Source organism: Pseudoxanthomonas sp. GW835-FHT14C01, assembly GCF_058793715.1.
Genome location: NZ_JBXAGB010000001.1, coordinates 138492 through 156344, shown reverse-complemented (window position 1 = coordinate 156344; position 17853 = coordinate 138492). Strand labels below are relative to the sequence as shown.

The following is a 17853-nucleotide window of genomic DNA, read 5'->3' as shown; positions in this document are numbered from 1 at the left end:
CCACAGGCTTAGCGGACGGCTTTCGGGTCGCCGTTGCCCGATACCAGCACCCATCCGACGAGGTCGGACGTCACCGCTTCCAGCGACTGCTCGAACGCCGCTGCCACCTGCGCGACGTCCACACCGCTCGCCGGCTTCTGCTGCAGGAAGGTGCGCGAGGCGACGACGCGCTGGTCGCGGTTGTTGACCAGCTTGGCGTTCACTTCGACCACGGCAGAAGGCTGGCCGCCGCCGGCGTAATCGGCGTCGAAGCGGCGCAGGTCCATGACCAGCTTGTAGTCGCCGAGGATGCCGGCATCCGCGCTGGCCACCGCGGGAATCCGCCCCGAATCCTCCAGCGTGCGCTGTACCGCATCCTGCAGCATGTCGGTCGCCGGCAACGCCCATGAAACGCCGCGATACACCTGCAGTTCGCCGGGCGTCGGCCGCACGCTGATGCGGGGACTGTCGATCACGCGCGCCGCCGTCGGCTTGGCGATGATGAGGGTCCAGGCGACGGCGGGCCACTCCGCACGCGCCGGCACGCGGACGTCGGGCGCATAGATGGTGACCGGATCGCGCTGCTCGCTGCCCAGGATCGAGCAGCCGGCAAGCGCGAGGGCGAAGGGGAGGGCGAAGAAAAGACGCAGCGGCTTCATTTCGGGTCGAACTCCTTGGGTGCGTCGCGGCCTAGCAGGTAGCGCGCGGGATTGCCTTCGAGACGGTCGCTGACGCGGCGCAGGTCGCGCACCAGGCCGCGCAATTCGGTGAGCGTGGGTCCCAACTGGCCGAGACCGTCGCTGGCGAAGCTGTTGATGGCGGCGCGGTTCTCGCCGAGGATCGCGTCCGCGTTGCCGGCGGCCGAGTCCAGCTTGCCCAGCGTGGTCTCCAGCTTGTCCAGGATGCCCGGCAACTCCTGCACCAGATTCTTGTCCAGCCGTTCGATGGCGCCGTTGGTGGTGGTGAGCGTCTTGTCCAGGTTCTGCGCGGCGTCGCGCGCGCTGACGATCAGCGCCTCGATGCCATCCTCGCGGCTGGCCAGCGAGTTGCTCATCGACTCCAGGTTGTGCAGCGTCGCCGTGATGCTGGCGACGTTCTTGTCGCTGAGCACCTGGTCGAGCCGCTCGACGATGCGGTTGGCGGTGTCGGTGATGTTCTGCAGCGCCGACGGCGCGGTCTGGATCACGGGCGCCTCGCGGCGATCCACGCTGGTCAGCGTCGGCGCCTGCGGCGTGCCGCCGCTCAACTGGATGATGGTCGGCCCCGTAAGGCTGGTGATGGCCAGCTTGGCGCGCGTGTCGGTCTTCACCGGCGTGTACGACTCCACGCGGATGCGGGCGATCACCTGGCGCGGATCGTTCGGCGCCAGCGACAGCTTGGTGATCGAACCGACCGCGATGCCGTTGTACTGCACGGGGCTGCCCACGGTCAGGCCGGTCACCGCTTCGCGGAAGACGACCTGATACTCCTGCCAGGTGCGCTCGGACGAATACTTCGCCGCCCACAGGCCGAACAGCAGCAGCGCGGCGGCGATGATGACGGTGAAGGCACCGATGAGCACGTAGTTGGCGCGTGTTTCCATGGATCAGACCGCCGTTTGCGAAGAGAGGGGCCCGGAGGCCTGCTGTCCGCTGCGCGCGGCGCGCGCACGCGGACCGTGGAAGTATTCCTGTACCCAGGGATGATCGAACTGTTCGACCTCCTCGATGGGCGCCACCGTGATCACCCGCTGGTCGGCCAGCACCGCCACGCGGTCGCAGATCGCGTACAGCGTGTCGAGGTCGTGGGTGATCAGGAAGACCGTCAGGCCCAGCGCTTCCTGCAGCGTCTTGATCAGCCGGTCGAACGCGGCCGCGCCGATGGGGTCGAGGCCGGCGGTGGGCTCGTCGAGGAACAGCAGCGGCGGATCCAGCGCCAGCGCGCGCGCCAGGCCGGCGCGCTTGCGCATGCCGCCGGACAGCTGCGACGGCAGCTTGTTCAACGCATCGGCGGGCAGGCCGGCCAGCTTCACCTTCAGCAGCGCCAGTTCGTAACGCCAACTGTCCGGCAGCTCGGGGTGATGTTCCTTCAGCGGCACCTGCACGTTCTCGCCGACCGTCAGCGACGAGAACAGCGCGCCATCCTGGAACAGCACGCCGGTATTGCGCTCGATGTGCTGCCGCGCGGCGGGATCTTCCGAGCGGGCGTCTTCGCCCAGTACGGTGATCTGGCCTTCGTTCGGCTGGCGCAGGCCGAGGATCGAGCGCATCAACACCGACTTGCCGGTGCCCGAACCGCCGACCACGCCGATGATCTCGCCGCGCCGCACGTCCAGGTCGAGGTCCTCGTGGACGACCTGCTCGCCGAAGCGGTTGACCAGGCCGCGCACCTGGATGATGGGGGTGTCGTCGGCCATGCTCACCAGTCCATGTGCATGAACCACAACGCGGCCAGCGCGTCGATGATGATGACCAGCGAGATGGTCTGCACCACGCTGGACGTGGTGCGTTCGCCGACCGACTGCGCCGTCCCTTCCACCTGCAGGCCTTCCAGGCAACCGATCAGGCCGATCACCAGCGCGAATACCGGGGCTTTCGACATGCCGACCAGGAAGTGGGTTACCTCGATGGTGTCGTGCATGCGCGCGATGTACATCTGCGGCGGGATGCCCAGGTCGAACGCGCCGACGGTGACGCCGCCGGCCAGGCCGGCCATCATCGAGATGAAGGTCAGCAGCGGCAGCATCACCAGCAGCGCGATCAGGCGCGGGATGACCAGCAGGTCGATCGGGTCAAGGCCCAGCGTGCGGATCGCATCGATCTCCTCGCGGCTCTTCATCGCGCCGATCTGCGCGGTGAACGCCGACGCGGTACGGCCGGCCAGCACGATGGCGGTCATCAGCACCGCGAATTCGCGCAGGAACGCGATGCTGACCAGTTCGACCACATAGATCTCCGCACCGAAATCGCGCAGCACGGTGGAGCCGAGGAACGCGATCACCGCACCCACCATGTACGACAGCAGGATCACCAGCGGCACGGCATCCAGGCCGACGGCTTCCATGTGCGCGACGGTGGCGGTGGGGCGGAAGCGGCGCGGTTCCTTCACCATGCGCACCAGCTTGACCAGGTTCTCGCCGGTGAAGCTGAGCAGGGCGATGATCTCCTGCTTGTTTTCGTGCACGCGGTAGCCGAGGCGCGACAGGGCGGCCAGGAAGCCGTAGTCGCGCTTGCGCGGCGGGCGGTCGTCGGCGACATCCTCGATGGTGCTGACCAGCGCCTGGTGGTCCTGGCGGAACTCGATGTCCGCCGGGTCCATGCCGCGGCGCTTGGCGAAGCGCAAGAGCTGCAGCACGCCGGCCGAGTCGATGCGGTTGATCGCGGTGGCATCGAGCCGGTTGACGGCGTCGGGGAGCGTCTTGAGCTGTTCCGCCACCGTCAGCGCACTGGCCAGCGTCCAGTCGCCCGCCAGCTTCACGCGCTGGGGGTCGCCGGGATCTGCTTCGTACTGCGGGCGGGCAAGGGTGGGGGTCATGGCGTCGCTCGGCCAAGGAGCATACAGGCTATCCCACTGAACGTGAGCAGCACGCCGACACCGGCGCGGCGGCCCAGCGGCTCGCGCAGCCACAACGCCGCCAGCACCACCAGGAACACCGAGGCGCTCTCATTGAGGATCGCGGCCACCGACGCGCTGGTGTACTTGTAGCCACCCAGCCACAGCACCATCGACAGGCCCTGGCCGATCAGCGCGGCCAGTACCAGCCGGTGCCAGGGGACGTCGCCGGCGACGAACCGCATGCGTTTGCGCATGGTGGGCAGGGCGGCGACCATCGACAGGCCCGCGACGGCGCCGACCAGGCGCAGCAGGGTCACCCACAGCAGCGGCTGTGTTTCCAGCGTGCGCTTCACCATGACGATGGCCACCGCCATCAGGGCGATGGCGAGCAGGCCCAGCAGCACGCCGCGCGCCGTATACTGCGGATGCGTCCGCCACTCGCCGGGCGGGCGGCTGACCAGCAGCACGCCCATCGCCACTAGCGCGAAGCCCAGCCACTGCGCACCGCCCAGGCGCTCGTCCAGGAAGAGGAATCCCAGCAGCAGCACCAGCGGGCTGTAGAGGTTGCCGATGATGCCCATGCGCCCCGCGCCGAGCTCGTTGAGCGCACGGAAGTACAGCGTGTCCGCCAGCGCGATGCCGATGACGCCGCTGGCCAACACCACGGCGATGTCGTGCGCCGGCAGCACCGGCCAGTCGCCGCGGTAGAACAGCAGCGCAACAGGCGCAAGCACGACCAGCACCAGCCCGTTCTTCAGCAGGTTGAGCGCCAGCGGCGGCAGATGCGCGCCGAGCTGGCGCGCCAGGATCACGCCGACCGCCCACGCAGCCGCGCTGCCCAGTGCCATGGCTTCGCCGATCCCCACCGTGCCCCCTGCCCCCTGCCCCCGTCGTCCGCGCACAGTGTAAGCGGCCCCGCATGAAGCCATCGTGCGCGAGCTTGGGCGATACTGTGCCGATGGCCGACGACATGCTGACCACCGCCACCTATGCCCAGCGCATCGCCTTCGTCTGCGAGATCGCCGGGCGCCTGCACAGTTACGGCACCACCGCGCAGCGACTGGAAGGCACGGTGGTCGGCCTGTCCCAGCGCCTGGGCCTGGACTGCGAGCCGTGGTCGAATCCGACCGGCCTGATCCTCAGTTTCAGCGATCCCTCGCGCCCGCTCGGGGCCAGCGACAGCACGCGCGTGATCCGGCTGGCGCCGGGCGAAACCGACCTGCACAAGCTCAGCGAAGCCGACCGCATCGCCGATGCCGTGTCGGCGGGCGAGATGAGCATCGCGCAGGGCCACACCGCGCTGCGTGCGCTCGATCGCACGCCAAGCCGGCGTTGGCGGGCGATGCAGATCTTCGCATCGGGCTTGGCGGCGGCAGCGGTCGCCGGCTTGTGGCGGTTGCCCTGGCTGGATATCGCGGCGGCGGGCCTGATCGGCGTGATCATCGGTGTGCTGGGCGAGCTGATCGCGCGGCGGCCGAAGATGAAGGAAGCCAGCGACGCGATCTCGGCGCTGGTCGCCGGCTTCGTGGCGATCATGATCGCCAACTTCATCGCGCCGCTGAATCTCAACACGGTGATCATCGCCTCGCTGATCGTGCTGCTGCCCGGCATGGCGCTGACCAATGCGGTGAACGAGCTGACCAGCCAGCACCTGGTGTCGGGCGTGGCGCGCTTCGCCGGCGCGATGGCGACCGTGCTCAAGCTGACGGTCGGCAGCATGATCGCCGTGACGCTGGCGCAGCTGCTTGGCCTGTATCCGGACGTGCGCGCCTCGCGACCGCAGCCGGAATGGGTGGAGTGGGGCGCGATGGTGTTCGCGGCCTACGCGTTCGCCGTGCTGTTCAAGGCGCACAAGCGCGACTATTTCTGGGTGATGGCCGCGGCGATCGCCGGCTACAGCATCTCGCGCTACGCGGGCCAGGCCTGGGGCGTGCCGGTCGGCATCTTCCTGTCTGCGCTGACGCTGACCGCGGCGGGCAATGCCTTTGCGCGTTGGGCGAATCGTCCCGGCGCGCTGATCCGCGTGCCCGGCATCCTGATGCTGGTGCCCGGCAGCACCAGCCTGCGCGGCCTGCTGACGCTGGTGCAGCAGCAGGACGTGGGCGTGGGCCAGTCCGCGCTGCTGGCGGTCACCAACGTGGTGATGGCGCTGATCGCCGGCCTGCTGTTCGGCAACCTGCTGATCTCGTCGCGCAAGAACCTCTGACGCGGGCTTCCGCCGGAAACGAAAAACGGGAGGCTGGGCCTCCCGTTTTTTCTTTCGATCGCGCGAAGGACGGTTACTTCTTCTTGATCAGGAAGTCGTCGGCTTTCTTGCCCTTGGCGATCAGCGCGGCCATCCAGCGCGGATGCTTGCCGCGCCCGGTCCAGGTTTCCTTCGGATTGGACGGATTGCGGTACTTCGGGGCGACCTTGCCGAGCTTCTTGCCCGCGCGCGGTCCCGGCTTGGTCGACGGCGCCTTCGCGCTGCGCGTGCCGGGTATGCCGAACAGTTCGTCCAGCGTGTAGCCCTCGGCCTTGGCGAACTTGGTGATCTTGCCGCGCACCGTGGCGATGGGCGTGCGCTTGGCCAGCTTGGTCTGCTGTTCCTTGGCCTTGGCAATCAGGGCGCCAAGTTCCTTGGCGGACAGGTTACGCAGGTCGATCGACATCAACTATCTCCAGTCAGGAAGGGAAAGGCCCGTCCGTGGCAGAGGCCCGATGATAATGACGACTTAATCGCGGCACAAACCGCCGCCCTGCGTGGATGCGTCGGTGCGCCCGTGCACGGGCCGTCGAATCAGCCCCGCAGGCGCGCGAGCAGTTCGTCGCGGCCGATGTTCTCGGCTTCCTCGGCGCGCCGCGCGCGATACTCGAACGTGCCGGCCGCCAAGCCGCGCTCGGAAACGACCACGCGGTGCGGAATGCCGATGAGCTCGATGTCGGCGAACATCGCGCCGGGCCGCAGTCCGCGATCATCCAGCACCGCTTCGATGCCCGCGGACTGCAGTTCCCCCAGCAACTGCTCGGCGGCGGCATTCACGGCGGCATCGTTCTTCGGATTGATCATGCATACCGCGACGGCCCAGGGGGCCATCGGCACGGGCCAGACGATGCCGTTGGCGTCGTGGTTCTGCTCGATGGCCGCGGCCACGATGCGCGACACGCCGATGCCGTAGCAGCCCATCGCGGGCGCAGCGGCCTTGCCGGTCTCGTCCAGCACAGTGAACTTCATCGCCTCGCTGTATTTGCGGCCGAGCTGGAACACGTGTCCCACCTCGATACCGCGCACGAGGCGGATCTCACCGCCGTCGGCGGCCTTGTCGCCCGCCACCACGTTGCGGATGTCGGCCACGGTCTCGGGTTCGGGCAGGTCGCGCCCCCAGTTGACGCCGGCGAGGTGGAAGCCGGCTTCGTTGGCGCCGACGACGAAATCCGCCATCGCCGCCACGTCGCGGTCGGCGACCACGCGGATGGCCTGCTTCGCGCCGACCGGGCCGAGGAAGCCCGGCTCGCTGCCCAGGTGGGCCTGGATTTCCGCCTCCGTCGCCAGACGGTAGTCGGCCATGCCGGCGACCTTGCCCAGCTTGATCTCGTTGACCACATGGTCGCCGCGCACGAGCGCGAGCACGAAGCCTCCCTCCGTCATCACTGCGACCGACTTGACCGTCCGCTGCAGCGGAATGCCGAGCAGCGCGGCCACGTCTTCGCAGGTCTTCTGCGTGGGGGTGGCGACCTTGCCCAGGGTCTCGGTGGCCGCGCCGCGCGGGGCGGGCTCGGCGGCCTGCGCCTTCTCGACGTTGGCGGCGTAATCCGAGCCGGTGGAGAACGCGATCGAATCCTCGCCGGACTCGGCCAGTACATGGAATTCCTGCGAGGCATCGCCACCGATGGCGCCGCTGTCGGCCTGCACCGCGCGGAAGTCGAGGCCCAGGCGCGTGAAGATGCGCGTGTACGCCGCATGCATGTTGCGGTACTCGCGCGCGAGGTCCTCGTCGGTGATGTGGAAGGAATAGGCGTCCTTCATCACGAACTCTCGCGCCCGCATCACGCCGAAGCGCGGACGGATCTCGTCGCGGAACTTGGTCTGGATCTGGTAGAAGTTGACCGGCAGCTGCTTGTAGCTGGACAACTCCTGGCGCGCGAAATCGGTGACGGCCTCCTCGGCGGTGGGGCTGTAGCAGAACTGCTGTTCCTTGCGGTCAGTGATCTTCAGCAGCTGGCCGCCGAACTTCTCCCAGCGACCCGTTTCCTCCCACAGCTCGCGCGGCTGGATGGTCGGCATGATCATTTCGATCGCGCCTGCATTGTCCATTTCCTCGCGCACCACCGTCTCCACCTTGCGCAGCACGCGCAGGCCCAGCGGCGACCAGGTGTACAGGCCGGCGGCCAGCTTGCGGATCATGCCGGCGCGCAGCATGAGCTGGTGGCTGACCAGTTCGGCGTCGGCCGGGGTTTCCTTGGTGGTGCGGAGATGGAACTGCGACAGGCGCATCGGCATGGGGATCCGGGAGGACGAATCGCCTATTTTGCCAGCGTTGGCCGCGTGCGGGGCGACGACGGGTCAATCCGTGTCGGCGGGCTCCGCGTCGCCGCTCACGCGGATGCCAGCGGGGCTATCGCGGTCGATGCGCTCGTAACGACGGCCTTCCGGAGGCCGCTCGGTGATCTGCAGTACGCCGGCGTCGTCGCGCCAGCGGTACAGCGAAGGCCGTGCATCGCGCACCTGTTCGGCGGCGGCCTGTTCGGCACGCGCCTGCTTGCGAGCGGTCGCGTCAGGCGATTCGCGGCCAAGCCACCAGGCGATGGCGATTCCCAGCCCGACGCCTGCAGCGATCGCCCACCCTGCACGCATCCGGTGGAATCAGGTGCCGGCGGTGCAATAGGCTTTGACGGCGGCCTCGGCCAGATTGCGCTGGTTCTCGCGGCCGGTGTCGTCGAGGGTGACATCCGGTTTGCCGTCGCCATCGGTGTCCTGCTGGATGGGGCCCTTGGTGGCCGCCAGCATCTGCAGGTTGGCGCGTGCAGTCGTGCACTGGGCGTTCTCGACCGGCTTGCCCGCGGGCTGCGGCGCATCGGCCGCCGCCGCACCGTACTGGTTGATGCGGCGGTTCTGCGCGGCCTGGTTGGGCGGCGGGCTGTCCGAGTAGTGGGTGACGCCGTTCTTGTCCTTCCACTGGTAGACCTGCTGGGCCTGCACGGCGGAGGCGGTCGCCAGGCACAGCGCCAGCACGGAGAGGCAGGACAGGAGGCGCATGGGAAGCTCCGGATCGCGGGAGCCCCGATTGCAGCACCCCCGGGCTCCCCAGGCAAGCCGGGCGGGGGAGCGCTGGGCTAAACTGCGACCCATGAACGAAATCAAGCCGCCCCCGCGCTCGCGCGGGATCTACCTGTTGCCCAACCTGTTCACTACCGCCGGCCTGTTCGCGGGGTTCTTCGCGATCATCGCCGCCGCCAACGGCCAGTTCGTCAATGCCGCCATCGCGGTGTTCGTGGCGGGGCTGATGGACGGCATCGACGGCCGCGTGGCGCGCCTGACCGGCACCAGCAGCGAATTCGGCGTGCAGTACGACTCGCTGGCCGACCTGGTCAGCTTCGGCCTGGCGCCGGCGCTGGTGATGTACCACTGGTCGCTGTCGGCGCTGAAGTTCGACAGTACCGTGATGGGGCGCGTGGGCTGGGTGGTGGCGTTCCTGTACGCCGCCTGCGCTGCGCTGCGCCTGGCGCGCTTCAACACCCAGGTGGGCACGGTGGACAAGCGCTGGTTCGTCGGGTTGGCCAGTCCGGCGGCGGCCGGGCTGATGATGTCCTTCGTCTGGGCCTTCGCCGACGGCGAACTGGGCTGGACCGGCGAGGAACTGCGCTATGTCGCGCTGGCGGTCACCCTCGTGGCGGCGCTGTTGATGGTCAGCCGCATCCGGTTCTGGAGCTTCAAGGGCACGGGCGAGGGCGGGGCGAAGGCCGACCGCATCCCGTTCGTGGTACTGGCGCTGGTGCCGCTGGTGCTGGCGATCCTCTTCATCGACCTGCCGCGCACGCTGTTCGCGGTGGGCGTGGTGTACGCGCTGTCCGGCCCGGGCTACTGGCTGTGGCAACGGTTGCGCAGGCAGAAGGACGCAGCGGCGTGACGCTGGCGGCGGACCGGTTGTGGTCGGCCGAGCAGCAAGGTTGGCTGCGCGCGCTGGGCCATGCCGTCTACCTGCCGGCCGACTGGCCGACCGAGTCCGGTGCGCCGGCAGTGGCGGAAGCGCCCGTCGCGCGCGACGGGACGCCTGCGCCTGCCGCCGTTGCGCCGCGCGCCCGCCCCCCTGTCCGCGACGCCATCGACAGTCCACCGCCCGTGCGGCGAGCAGCGCCTGGGCCGCGGACCGGCGGTGCGAAGCTGCCCGACCGCCTGCATTTCGCGCTGATCCGCGCCTCGGGTTGCAATCCGAATGCGCCCGGTGCCGCGGAGCTGTTCGCGCAATGGCCGTCGTCGAGCGATTTGCGCGGCAATCCGGCCGCAAAACGGGCGCTGTGGCCCACGCTCCGCCGGCTGCGTCGCGGTACGTCGACATGAGCGCGCTGGGCGTCGAGGCCTCACCGGTGTCCACGTCCAGCCTGCGGCCGATGCGCGAGGGCGACCTCGATGCGGTGATGGCCATCGAACAACGCGCGTATCCGTTTCCCTGGACGCGCGGCATCTTCAAGGACTGCCTGAAAGCCGGTTACCCGTCGTGGGTGATGACCGAGCACGGCCTGGTGATCGGCTACGGACTGCTGAGCATCGCCGCCGACGAAGCGCATGTGCTGAACATCTGCATCGCGCCCGAACGGCAGGGCCGGGGCCTGGGGCGCCATCTGCTGCGCGCACTGGTGAAGATCGCCCGCGACCATCGCGTGCAGCGCGTGTTCCTGGAAGTGCGCCCCTCCAATCCGGGCGCGATCCTGCTCTACCAGAGCGAAGGCTTCAACGAGATCGGCCGTCGCCCGCGCTACTACCCGGCGAAGGACGGTCGCGAGGACGCGCTGGTGATGGCGATCGAACTGGTCGCCGACGACATCACCACCATGCCGCCGCTGTAGCGCGGAGCTTGCTCCGCTGCTTTCCGGTCAGTCGATCAACGATGCCGCGCGCGGAGTCGAGCAAGCTCGACTCTACGGGCCTGGATGAGGTGACACGTCAGAGCTTCGCGCGCTGCCCATGCAGGGCGGCGAGCTGGTTGCTCCAGTCGACCAGGCGCTGGCGCTCCTGTTCCACCACCGCCGGCGGCACCTTGTCGGTGAACTTGGCCAGCTTGGCCTCGCTCTTGTCCTTCTCGCCGGCGACGCGGGCGATTTCCTTGTCCAGGCGCGCGCGCTCGGCGTCCAGATCGACCAGGCCTTCCAGCGGCACCAGCAGCGTCAGCTCGTCGACCACGGCGGCCGCGGAAGCGGGTGCATCGGCGCCGGCATCGAGCCACGCGATGTCGTCGAGCTTCAGCAGGAACGACAGCGACGACGCGAAGCGCGCGATGCGGGCGCGGTCGTTGTCGTGGCCATCCTGCAACAGCAGTCGGACGGTCTTGCCCGGCGAGACGTTGAGTTCGCTGCGTACGCGGCGCAGCGTGGACACCATCGCCTTCAGCCATTCCACGTCGGCATCGGCCTGCGCGTAGTCCTGGCCGGCGAAATCGCCCGTGACCGGGTAGGACTGCAGCGACACCGTGCCGCCGTCGATGCCCAGCTTCGGCGCGACCTGCTGCCACAGCTCCTCGGTGACGAACGGGGTCAGCGGGTGCAGCAGGCGCAGCAGCGATTCCAGCACGTACAACAGGGTGTGACGCGTGCTTTCGGCCGCGTCCCTGTCAGCGCCGTTGAGCGCGGGCTTGGCCAGTTCGACGAACCAGTCGCAGAACTCGTTCCAGGCGAACTCGTACAGCGCCTGCGACAGCAGGTCGAAGCGGTAGGCGGCGAACTGCGCGCCGGCCTCGGCGGTGACCTTGGCCAGGCGCGACAGGATCCAGCGCTCGGCATCGGTCTTCGGCTGGGGCGCGCCGGTGGCGGTGAAGCCCTCGGTGTTCATCAGCACGAAGCGGGTGGCGTTCCACAGCTTGTTGCAGAAGTTCTTGTAGCCCTCGGCGCGGCCCATGTCGAACTTGATGTCGCGGCCATGCGTCGCCAGCGCGGCGATGGTGAAGCGCAGCGCATCGGCGCCGTGCGGCACGATGCCGTCGGGGAATTCCTTGCGCGTGGCCTTCTCGATTTTCTCGGCCATCTTCGGCTGCATCAGACCGCCGGTGCGCTTGGCGACCAGGTCTTCCAGCGAGATGCCGTCGATGATGTCCAGCGGGTCCAGCACGTTGCCCTTCGACTTGGACATCTTCTGGCCGTCCTTGTCGCGGATCAGGCCGGTCATGTAGACGTCGCGGAACGGCACCTTGCCGACGAAGCTGTCGGTGGCCATGACCATGCGCGCCACCCAGAAGAAGATGATGTCGAAGCCGGTGACCAGCACCGACGACGGCAGGTAGCGGTCGAAGCCGCGCGCGGCCATCGCCTGCTTGTCCGGCCAGCCCATCGTGCTGAACGGCCACAGCTGCGAGGAGAACCACGTCTCCAGCACGTCGCTGTCCTGCGTCAGGGCGACGTCCGCGGACAGGCCCGCCTTCGCGCGCGCTTCGGCCTCGTCGCGACCGACGTAGCAGGTGCCCTCGGCATCGAACCATGCGGGGATGCGGTGGCCCCACCAGAGCTGGCGGCTGATGCACCAGTCCTGGATGTTCTCCATCCAGTGGCGGTAGGTGTTGATCCAGTTCGGCGGCACGAACTTCACTTCGCCGGACTCGACGAGTTCGAGGCCGCGCTTGGCCAGCGCGTCCATCTTCACGAACCACTGGTCGGTCAGGTAGGGCTCGATCACCTGGTTGGTGCGGTCGCCGCGCGGCACCTGCAGCTTGTGCGGTTTGGTTTCGACGAGCAGGCTGAGGTCTTCCAGATCCGCAAGCACGACCTTGCGTGCTTCATAGCGGTCCAGGCCCTGGTACTTCGCCGGCGCGTTCTCGTTGATCGCGGCGGTCGGCGTCAGCAGGTTGATCAGCGGCAGGTCGTGGCGCAGGCCCACCTGGTAGTCGTTGAAATCGTGCGCAGGCGTGACCTTGACCACGCCGGTACCGAACTCGCGGTCGACGTAATCGTCGGCGATGACGGGAATCTCGCGGTCGGTCAGCGGCAGCTTCACCGTCTTGCCGATCAGGTGCGCGTAGCGTTCGTCCTCCGGATGCACCATCACCGCGGTGTCGCCGAGCATGGTTTCCGGACGCGTCGTCGCGACGACCAGCGTGCCGCTGCCGTCGGCGAGCGGATATTCGATCGACCACAGGAAGCCGTCTTCCTCGACGTTCTCGACCTCCAGGTCGGAGATCGCGGTCTTCAGCACCGGGTCCCAGTTGACCAGGCGCTGGCCGCGGTAGATCAGGCCCTGCTCGTGCCAGCGCACGAAGGCTTCGATGACCGCCTTCGAGGCGGCCTCATCCATCGTGAACGTACTGCGTGACCAGTCGCCCGATGCACCCATGCGGCGCATCTGCCGCTCGATGGTGTCGCCGGACTGCGCCTTCCATTCCCACACCTTGGCGATGAAGCCGTCGCGGCCCAGCGAGTCGCGCGTCTCGCCCTTGCCTTCCTGCGCCAGGTTGCGGCCGACCACCATCTCGGTGGCGATGCCGGCGTGGTCGGTACCCATCTGCCACAGCGTGTCGTAGCCGCGCATGCGGTGGTAGCGCACCAGCGCGTCCATCAGCGTGTGCTGGAATGCATGACCCATGTGCAGCGTGCCGGTGACGTTCGGCGGCGGCAGCAGGACGGTGTACGGCTGGCCCGTGCCGCTGGGCGTGAAGTAGCCGGCGGCTTCCCACTGCGCGTACAGGCGGGATTCGAAGGATTTCGGGTCGTAGCTGGAGGCGAGGTCGGTCATGGGGTCGATGTTCGGAATGGACTCCCTCCCACCGCATGTGGGGGAGAGTTGGGGTGGGGGCCGGGCGCGGTGCTGCCCCCATCCGCCCTTCGGGCACCTTCCCCCGCGAGCGGGGGAAGGGAGCTTGGTTACATATCGTGCTTGTTCACGTCGAAGCCGCGCGCCTTGTACTGCTTCCAGCGCTCGCGCAGCGGTTCGCGTGCGGACGGATCGGCCGGCACGACTTCCAGCACGCGCTCGCAGGCGCCGGTGAACGCGTCGTCGCGCAGGTTGATGACCAGTGCGCGGGCGGGCACGTCGACGTCGGGCGTCGCGATCAGCACCGGCGTGAGTTCGTCCTCCTCGTCGCCGGCGATCTGGTGCGGGATGTAGGCATCCGGATCGAACTCCCACAGCAGTTCGTCCAGTTCCTCCGCCTGCGCGGCGTCGCGCGCCAGCACCAGCGTCCACTGGTTGCCGTCGTAGGCCTTGCGCGCCAGTTCGCAGACCAGCTTGAGCGGTTCCTCGAGGAACCGCGGCTTGGCGATCAGGTAGAAGTCAGCTCTCGGCATGGGGACGGGTTCTGTAGGAGCGGGCCATGCCCGCGATGCTTTTCCATGATTGTCGCGCCCACGGGGCGCTCCTACAGGCGTGCATCATCCCGCAGTCCGGTCCAGCAGCCACTGGCTCAGCAGGCCGACCGGGCGACCGGTGGCCATGCCGCGCTTGCCTTCGTCGTTGGCGACGCCGGCGATGTCCAGGTGCGCCCAGCGCTGGCCTTCGGTGAAGCGGGCCAGGAAGCAGCCCGCCGTGATCGCGCCGGCCCAGCGTCCGCCGATGTTGTAGACGTCGGCGAAGCTGGATTCCAGCTGGGTCTGGTACTCGTCCCACAGCGGCAGGCGCCACGCACGGTCGAACACGGTCTCGCCCGCGCCCAGCAGCTCGTTGCTGAGGTCGTCGTGCTTGCTCATCAGGCCGCTGGCGTAGCGGCCCAGTGCGACGATGCAGGCGCCGGTCAGCGTGGCCACGTCGACCAGCGCGGCCGGTTTGAAGCGCTCGGCGTAGGTCAGCGCATCGCACAGGATCAGGCGGCCTTCGGCGTCGGTGTTGCCGACCTCGATCGTCTTGCCGGACATGCTGGTGATGACGTCGGACGGGCGATAGGCGTTGCCGTCGATGGCGTTCTCCACCGCGGGCACGATCACCACCAGGTTCAGCGGCAGCTTCATCTTCACGGCGGCGACGAACGTACCGATGACACTGCCCGCGCCCAGCATGTCGTACTTCATTTCCTCGATGCCGCCCTGCGTCTTCAGGTTGACGCCGCCGGTGTCGAAAGTGATGCCCTTGCCGACCAGCACGTAGGGTTTGGCATCCGAGTCTGCTGCGCCATTCCACTTCAGCACGATCAGGCGCGGGCGGTTGGCCGAGCCGCGGGCGACGGCCAGCAGGGACCCCATGCCCAGCGCTTCCATCTGCGCTTCGTCCAGGATCTCTGCTTCCGCGCCGTTCTCCGACGCGAACTGCTGCGTCTGCTCGGCCAGGTAGGCCGGGTTGCAGATGTTCGGCGGCAGGTTGCCCAGCTCGCGGGTGACCTGCACGCCGGCGGCGATCGCGATGCCCTGCGCCAGCGCCTGTTCGTCGTCGCCGCTGATCGCGAAGGACGTCAGACCCGGGTCGTCGTTCTTCTTCTTGCCCAGCGTGGCGGTATAGCGGTAGCAGGCGTGGTCGGCGGCGATCACGGCCTGGCGGATCTTCCAGGCCGCGTCGCGGTCCTTCACGGCCGCTTCGGACAGGGTGAACAGCGCGCTGCGGACCGGGCCGAGCTTCAGCGTGCGGGCGGCATCGCCGATGGCCTTCAGGTATTGCGCCACGCCGAACTTCGCCGTTTCGCCCAGGCCCACCACCAGCACGCGCGGCGCGGTCACGCCCGGCAGGTCGTGCAGCAGGGTGGTCTTGCCGGTCTTGCCGCCGATGTCGCCCCGCTGCAGCAGCGCCGACAGCTTGCCGCCGCTGGCCGCATCCACCGCCTGGCCGGCCGCGGTCAGGCTCTTGTCGGCGTAGGCGCCTACCACGACGCAGTCGACGCCGGCCTGGGCGGGGGCTTCATGGTTCAGGGTGAATTCCAGCGTCATTGATCAGATTCCCGGTTCAGTTACGTACAATCGCGGGCCGGATGAAGGTGGCGGATGCCATCCCGGACCGCAGAGACCGCTGCCGCGGACGCGGCGCACAAGCCCGAGATTGTAAATCAAGCCCCCCTGATGCCGAAGCTGGACCGCTACCTCTTCCGGGAATTCACCCAGAGCTTCCTGGCCACGCTGATCATCCTGCTGATGGTCAGCGTCGGCGGCGTGATGGCGGACCTGCTCGGCGACGTGGCCGACGGCAAGGTGCCGGCCCGCCTGCTGTTGTCGCAGCTGGGCCTGCAGTTCCTCAACTACATGCCCTACATCATCCCGCTGGCCCTGATGCTCGGCCTGTTGCTGGCGTTCTCGCGGCTGTACCGGGATTCCGAAATGGCGGTCCTGACCGCCGCCGGTATCGGCCCGCGCCGCCTGCTGCGGCCGCTGATGATGCTGGTGGTGCCGGTCGTGATCGTGGTCGGTCTGTGCTCGCTGTGGTTGGGGCCGTGGGCGCTGCGTACCGCGCAGAACATGCTGGAACACGCCAACCGCAGCCTGGTCGTGTCGGGCCTGGATGCCGGCAAGTTCACCGTGCTGTCCAGCGGGGCCGTGGTCTACGTCAGCGCGCTGTCGGCCGATGGCACCGGCCTGAGCAAGGTGTTCATGCATCGGGCGAACGAGGGCCGCATCGACGTGGTGACGGCGAAGTCCGGGCATATGTTCTTCGAGGGCGAACGCAACCGTTACCTGCGCCTGGACGACGGCTTCCGGGTCGAAGGTCCCGATGGGGCGGGCCTGGACTACCGCCTGATCCGCTACAGGTCCAACGAGGTCGCACTGCCGGACCGCGCGGACACCCTGGACAAGGACGATCCGGTCCTGCAGCCGACCCCGCAGCTCCTGCGCGATGCGCGCCCCGAAGCCAACGCGCAGCTGCATGCCCGTCTGACCCCGCCGCTGCTGGCGCTGGCGTTCGCGCTGTTGACCCTGCCGTTGTCGCGCAGCTCGCCGCGCCAGACGCGCTACGGCCGGGTGATGCTGGGGTTCCTGGCGTATCTGGTCGGCATCAGCCTGATGTTCAACGGCACCCAGTTGCTCGCCGACGGCAAGCTGCCCGGCCTGGTCGGCCTGTGGTGGCTGACCCTGCCGCTGCTTGCGGCGGGCTTGTGGTTCAACCTGCGTGACGGCCAGCTGTCGCGGCCCCGGAGGCGCGCATGAGGCTGTTGCCGCGCCTGCACGATACCTATGTGGGCCAGGTCGTCCTGGTCACCGTGCTGCTGACATGGGCGGTGCTGGTCGGCCTGGACGTGGTGATGGCGCTGTCCGGCGAGATCGGCGACCTGGGCACCGGCAACTACACCTTCGGCCATGCGGTCGCGTGGGTGCTGTACACGGTGCCGCGCCGCGCCTACACCATGTTCCCCACCGCCGCCGTGATCGGCTCGCTGATGGGCCTGGGCCAGCTGGCCGCCAGTTCCGAACTGACGGCGCTGCGCGCGCTCGGTCTGTCGCGCCTGCGGCTCAGCGTGTCGGTGGCGGCCGCACTGGCGATCCTGACCGTGCTGATGGTCTTCAGCGGCGAGACGCTGGGGCCGTGGGGCCAGCGCCAGGCCGACGTGCTGAAGATGGCCGCGCGCACCGGCAACGTCGCGATGGACCGCTACTCCGGCCTGTGGGCGCGCGAGGGCAACACCTTCCTGTACGCGCAGAGCGGGGAAGAAAAGCCGCAGGCCGACGGCAAGGTGGCGCTGCAGCTGCGCGACGTACGCATGTACGAACTGGCCGACGACGGCCGACTGGCGTCGATCGCGCATGCCGCCACCGCCGAGCACCTGGACGGCTATTGGCTGTTGAAGAACGTACGCCGCACCACCTTCAAGGAGCGTTCCGCCGTGCAGACGACGGTGCTGGGCGAGCGCTGGGAATCGGAACTGGATGCGGCGGTGCTGTCCTCCAGCCTGGTGCGCGCGCGCAACATGCCCAGCAGCGAGCTGAGCCAGAACATCGACTACCGCAAGCGCAACGGACTGGACGCGCGCGACTACGAAGACCAGTACTGGGCGCGCTGGTTCTACCCGCTCAACGTGCTGGCGCTGTGCCTGGCCGCCATCCCGTTCGCCTTCGGCAGCCTGCGCAGCGGCGGCATGGGCAAGCGGCTGTTCCTCGGCATCGTGTTCGCCGTGGGCTTCTACGTGCTGCAGACGATGTTCGTGCGGCTGGCCGGCGCCTTCCGGCTCGATTACCGCCTCGCCTATGCGATTCCGCCGTTCGCCCTGCTGGGCATTTCCTGGCTGATGTTCCGGCGCAGGAGCCGCTGACGCC

General features: G+C 68.4%; 17 protein-coding genes and 1 pseudogene. 6 read left to right on the top strand and 12 right to left on the bottom strand.

The window, feature by feature from the left end; translation table 11 throughout:
* Nucleotides 1-8 precede the first annotated feature (8 nt).
* Genes AC1Q5B_RS00685 through AC1Q5B_RS00665 form a run of 5 tightly spaced genes read right to left on the bottom strand, consistent with a single transcriptional unit; the run spans nt 9 to nt 4361 of the window.
* Nucleotides 9-638, bottom strand: coding sequence for an ABC-type transport auxiliary lipoprotein family protein (locus AC1Q5B_RS00685; protein ID WP_492629824.1), 630 nt, complete (start codon nt 636-638; stop codon nt 9-11).
* Complete coding sequence (locus AC1Q5B_RS00680; protein WP_213601059.1) at nt 635-1561, bottom strand: MlaD family protein; 927 nt, start codon at nt 1559-1561, stop codon at nt 635-637. The genes AC1Q5B_RS00685 and AC1Q5B_RS00680 overlap by 4 nt, the downstream gene beginning before the upstream one ends.
* Nucleotides 1562-1564: 3 nt before the next feature.
* Nucleotides 1565-2374, bottom strand: coding sequence for an ABC transporter ATP-binding protein (locus AC1Q5B_RS00675; protein WP_492629823.1), 810 nt, complete (start codon nt 2372-2374; stop codon nt 1565-1567).
* Nucleotides 2375-2376: 2 nt separating this feature from the next.
* Nucleotides 2377-3492: an ABC transporter permease gene (locus AC1Q5B_RS00670; RefSeq protein ID WP_492629822.1), complete on the bottom strand. Its 1116-nt coding sequence runs from the start codon at nt 3490-3492 to the stop codon at nt 2377-2379.
* Nucleotides 3489-4361: a DMT family transporter gene (locus tag AC1Q5B_RS00665; RefSeq protein WP_492629821.1), complete on the bottom strand. Its 873-nt coding sequence runs from the start codon at nt 4359-4361 to the stop codon at nt 3489-3491. The genes AC1Q5B_RS00670 and AC1Q5B_RS00665 overlap by 4 nt, the downstream gene beginning before the upstream one ends.
* A gap of 110 nt (nt 4362-4471) precedes the next feature.
* On the opposite strand from AC1Q5B_RS00665, the gene AC1Q5B_RS00660 reads away from it, so the two are divergent.
* Nucleotides 4472-5719, top strand: a complete 1248-nt coding sequence (locus tag AC1Q5B_RS00660) for a threonine/serine exporter family protein (protein ID WP_492629820.1) — start codon at nt 4472-4474, stop codon at nt 5717-5719.
* Between the two features lie 79 nt (nt 5720-5798).
* On the opposite strand, the pseudogene AC1Q5B_RS00655 reads toward AC1Q5B_RS00660, so the two are convergent.
* The 4 genes and pseudogenes from AC1Q5B_RS00655 to AC1Q5B_RS00640 all read right to left on the bottom strand — a co-directional run.
* Nucleotides 5799-6164 (bottom strand): annotated as a pseudogene (locus AC1Q5B_RS00655) (H-NS histone family protein); the annotation flags it as partial.
* A gap of 128 nt (nt 6165-6292) precedes the next feature.
* Entirely contained in the window at nt 6293-7987 is a 1695-nt protein-coding gene (locus tag AC1Q5B_RS00650) for a proline--tRNA ligase (RefSeq protein WP_492630926.1), read from the bottom strand.
* A gap of 69 nt (nt 7988-8056) precedes the next feature.
* Entirely contained in the window at nt 8057-8347 is a 291-nt protein-coding gene (locus tag AC1Q5B_RS00645; RefSeq protein WP_492629819.1) for a DUF4124 domain-containing protein, read from the bottom strand.
* A gap of 9 nt (nt 8348-8356) precedes the next feature.
* Nucleotides 8357-8749, bottom strand: a complete 393-nt coding sequence (locus AC1Q5B_RS00640; protein WP_492629818.1) for a DUF4124 domain-containing protein — start codon at nt 8747-8749, stop codon at nt 8357-8359.
* 91 nt (nt 8750-8840) lie between these two features.
* Between AC1Q5B_RS00640 and pssA the strand changes: the two genes are divergently transcribed.
* Genes pssA through rimI form a run of 3 tightly spaced genes read left to right on the top strand, consistent with a single transcriptional unit; the run spans nt 8841 to nt 10557 of the window.
* Nucleotides 8841-9620, top strand: a complete 780-nt coding sequence (gene pssA, locus AC1Q5B_RS00635) for a CDP-diacylglycerol--serine O-phosphatidyltransferase (protein ID WP_492629817.1) — start codon at nt 8841-8843, stop codon at nt 9618-9620.
* A 2-nt stretch (nt 9621-9622) separates the two neighbouring features.
* Nucleotides 9623-10051 carry an alanine acetyltransferase gene (locus tag AC1Q5B_RS00630; RefSeq protein WP_492630925.1) on the top strand — a complete coding sequence of 143 codons (429 nt, stop codon included), beginning with the start codon at nt 9623-9625 and terminating at the stop codon, nt 10049-10051.
* Nucleotides 10048-10557: a ribosomal protein S18-alanine N-acetyltransferase gene (rimI, locus tag AC1Q5B_RS00625; protein ID WP_492629816.1), complete on the top strand. Its 510-nt coding sequence runs from the start codon at nt 10048-10050 to the stop codon at nt 10555-10557. The genes AC1Q5B_RS00630 and rimI overlap by 4 nt, the downstream gene beginning before the upstream one ends.
* A gap of 97 nt (nt 10558-10654) precedes the next feature.
* On the opposite strand, the gene AC1Q5B_RS00620 is transcribed toward rimI, so the two are convergent.
* The 3 genes from AC1Q5B_RS00620 to AC1Q5B_RS00610 all read right to left on the bottom strand — a co-directional run bounded on the left by AC1Q5B_RS00620 (nt 10655) and on the right by AC1Q5B_RS00610 (nt 15540).
* The gene (locus AC1Q5B_RS00620) at nt 10655-13426 is read right to left on the bottom strand and encodes a valine--tRNA ligase (RefSeq protein ID WP_492629815.1); all 2772 of its coding nucleotides are present in this window, start codon (nt 13424-13426) and stop codon (nt 10655-10657) included.
* Between the two features lie 128 nt (nt 13427-13554).
* On the bottom strand, nt 13555-13977 hold the full coding sequence (locus AC1Q5B_RS00615; RefSeq protein ID WP_492629814.1) for a DNA polymerase III subunit chi: 423 nt from the start codon (nt 13975-13977) through the stop codon (nt 13555-13557).
* A gap of 84 nt (nt 13978-14061) precedes the next feature.
* Nucleotides 14062-15540: a leucyl aminopeptidase gene (locus tag AC1Q5B_RS00610; protein ID WP_492629813.1), complete on the bottom strand. Its 1479-nt coding sequence runs from the start codon at nt 15538-15540 to the stop codon at nt 14062-14064.
* A gap of 129 nt (nt 15541-15669) precedes the next feature.
* Between AC1Q5B_RS00610 and lptF the strand changes: the two genes are divergently transcribed.
* On the top strand, nt 15670-16749 hold the full coding sequence (lptF, locus tag AC1Q5B_RS00605) for an LPS export ABC transporter permease LptF (protein ID WP_492629812.1): 1080 nt from the start codon (nt 15670-15672) through the stop codon (nt 16747-16749).
* A complete protein-coding gene (lptG, locus tag AC1Q5B_RS00600) occupies nt 16746-17849 on the top strand; it encodes an LPS export ABC transporter permease LptG (RefSeq protein ID WP_492629811.1) in 1104 nt (367 codons plus the stop codon). The genes lptF and lptG overlap by 4 nt, the downstream gene beginning before the upstream one ends.
* The last annotated feature ends 4 nt before the right edge of the window (nt 17850-17853 follow it).

Bases quoted from the DNA above. Each gene is read 5' to 3' on its own strand.
- AC1Q5B_RS00645 (WP_492629819.1), bottom strand. From the start codon at position 8,347: ATGCGTGCAGGGTGGGCGATCGCTGCAGGCGTCGGGCTGGGAATCGCC.
- AC1Q5B_RS00670 (WP_492629822.1), bottom strand. From the start codon at position 3,492: ATGACCCCCACCCTTGCCCGCCCGCAGTACGAAGCAGATCCCGGCGAC.
- pssA (WP_492629817.1), top strand. From the start codon at position 8,841: ATGAACGAAATCAAGCCGCCCCCGCGCTCGCGCGGGATCTACCTGTTG.
- AC1Q5B_RS00675 (WP_492629823.1), bottom strand. From the start codon at position 2,374: ATGGCCGACGACACCCCCATCATCCAGGTGCGCGGCCTGGTCAACCGC.
- lptF (WP_492629812.1), top strand. From the start codon at position 15,670: ATGCCGAAGCTGGACCGCTACCTCTTCCGGGAATTCACCCAGAGCTTC.
- rimI (WP_492629816.1), top strand. From the start codon at position 10,048: ATGAGCGCGCTGGGCGTCGAGGCCTCACCGGTGTCCACGTCCAGCCTG.
- AC1Q5B_RS00620 (WP_492629815.1), bottom strand. From the start codon at position 13,426: ATGACCGACCTCGCCTCCAGCTACGACCCGAAATCCTTCGAATCCCGC.
- AC1Q5B_RS00660 (WP_492629820.1), top strand. From the start codon at position 4,472: ATGGCCGACGACATGCTGACCACCGCCACCTATGCCCAGCGCATCGCC.
- AC1Q5B_RS00650 (WP_492630926.1), bottom strand. From the start codon at position 7,987: ATGCGCCTGTCGCAGTTCCATCTCCGCACCACCAAGGAAACCCCGGCC.
- AC1Q5B_RS00665 (WP_492629821.1), bottom strand. From the start codon at position 4,361: ATGGCACTGGGCAGCGCGGCTGCGTGGGCGGTCGGCGTGATCCTGGCG.
- AC1Q5B_RS00680 (WP_213601059.1), bottom strand. From the start codon at position 1,561: ATGGAAACACGCGCCAACTACGTGCTCATCGGTGCCTTCACCGTCATC.
- AC1Q5B_RS00610 (WP_492629813.1), bottom strand. From the start codon at position 15,540: ATGACGCTGGAATTCACCCTGAACCATGAAGCCCCCGCCCAGGCCGGC.
- AC1Q5B_RS00615 (WP_492629814.1), bottom strand. From the start codon at position 13,977: ATGCCGAGAGCTGACTTCTACCTGATCGCCAAGCCGCGGTTCCTCGAG.
- lptG (WP_492629811.1), top strand. From the start codon at position 16,746: ATGAGGCTGTTGCCGCGCCTGCACGATACCTATGTGGGCCAGGTCGTC.
- AC1Q5B_RS00640 (WP_492629818.1), bottom strand. From the start codon at position 8,749: ATGCGCCTCCTGTCCTGCCTCTCCGTGCTGGCGCTGTGCCTGGCGACC.
- AC1Q5B_RS00685 (WP_492629824.1), bottom strand. From the start codon at position 638: ATGAAGCCGCTGCGTCTTTTCTTCGCCCTCCCCTTCGCCCTCGCGCTT.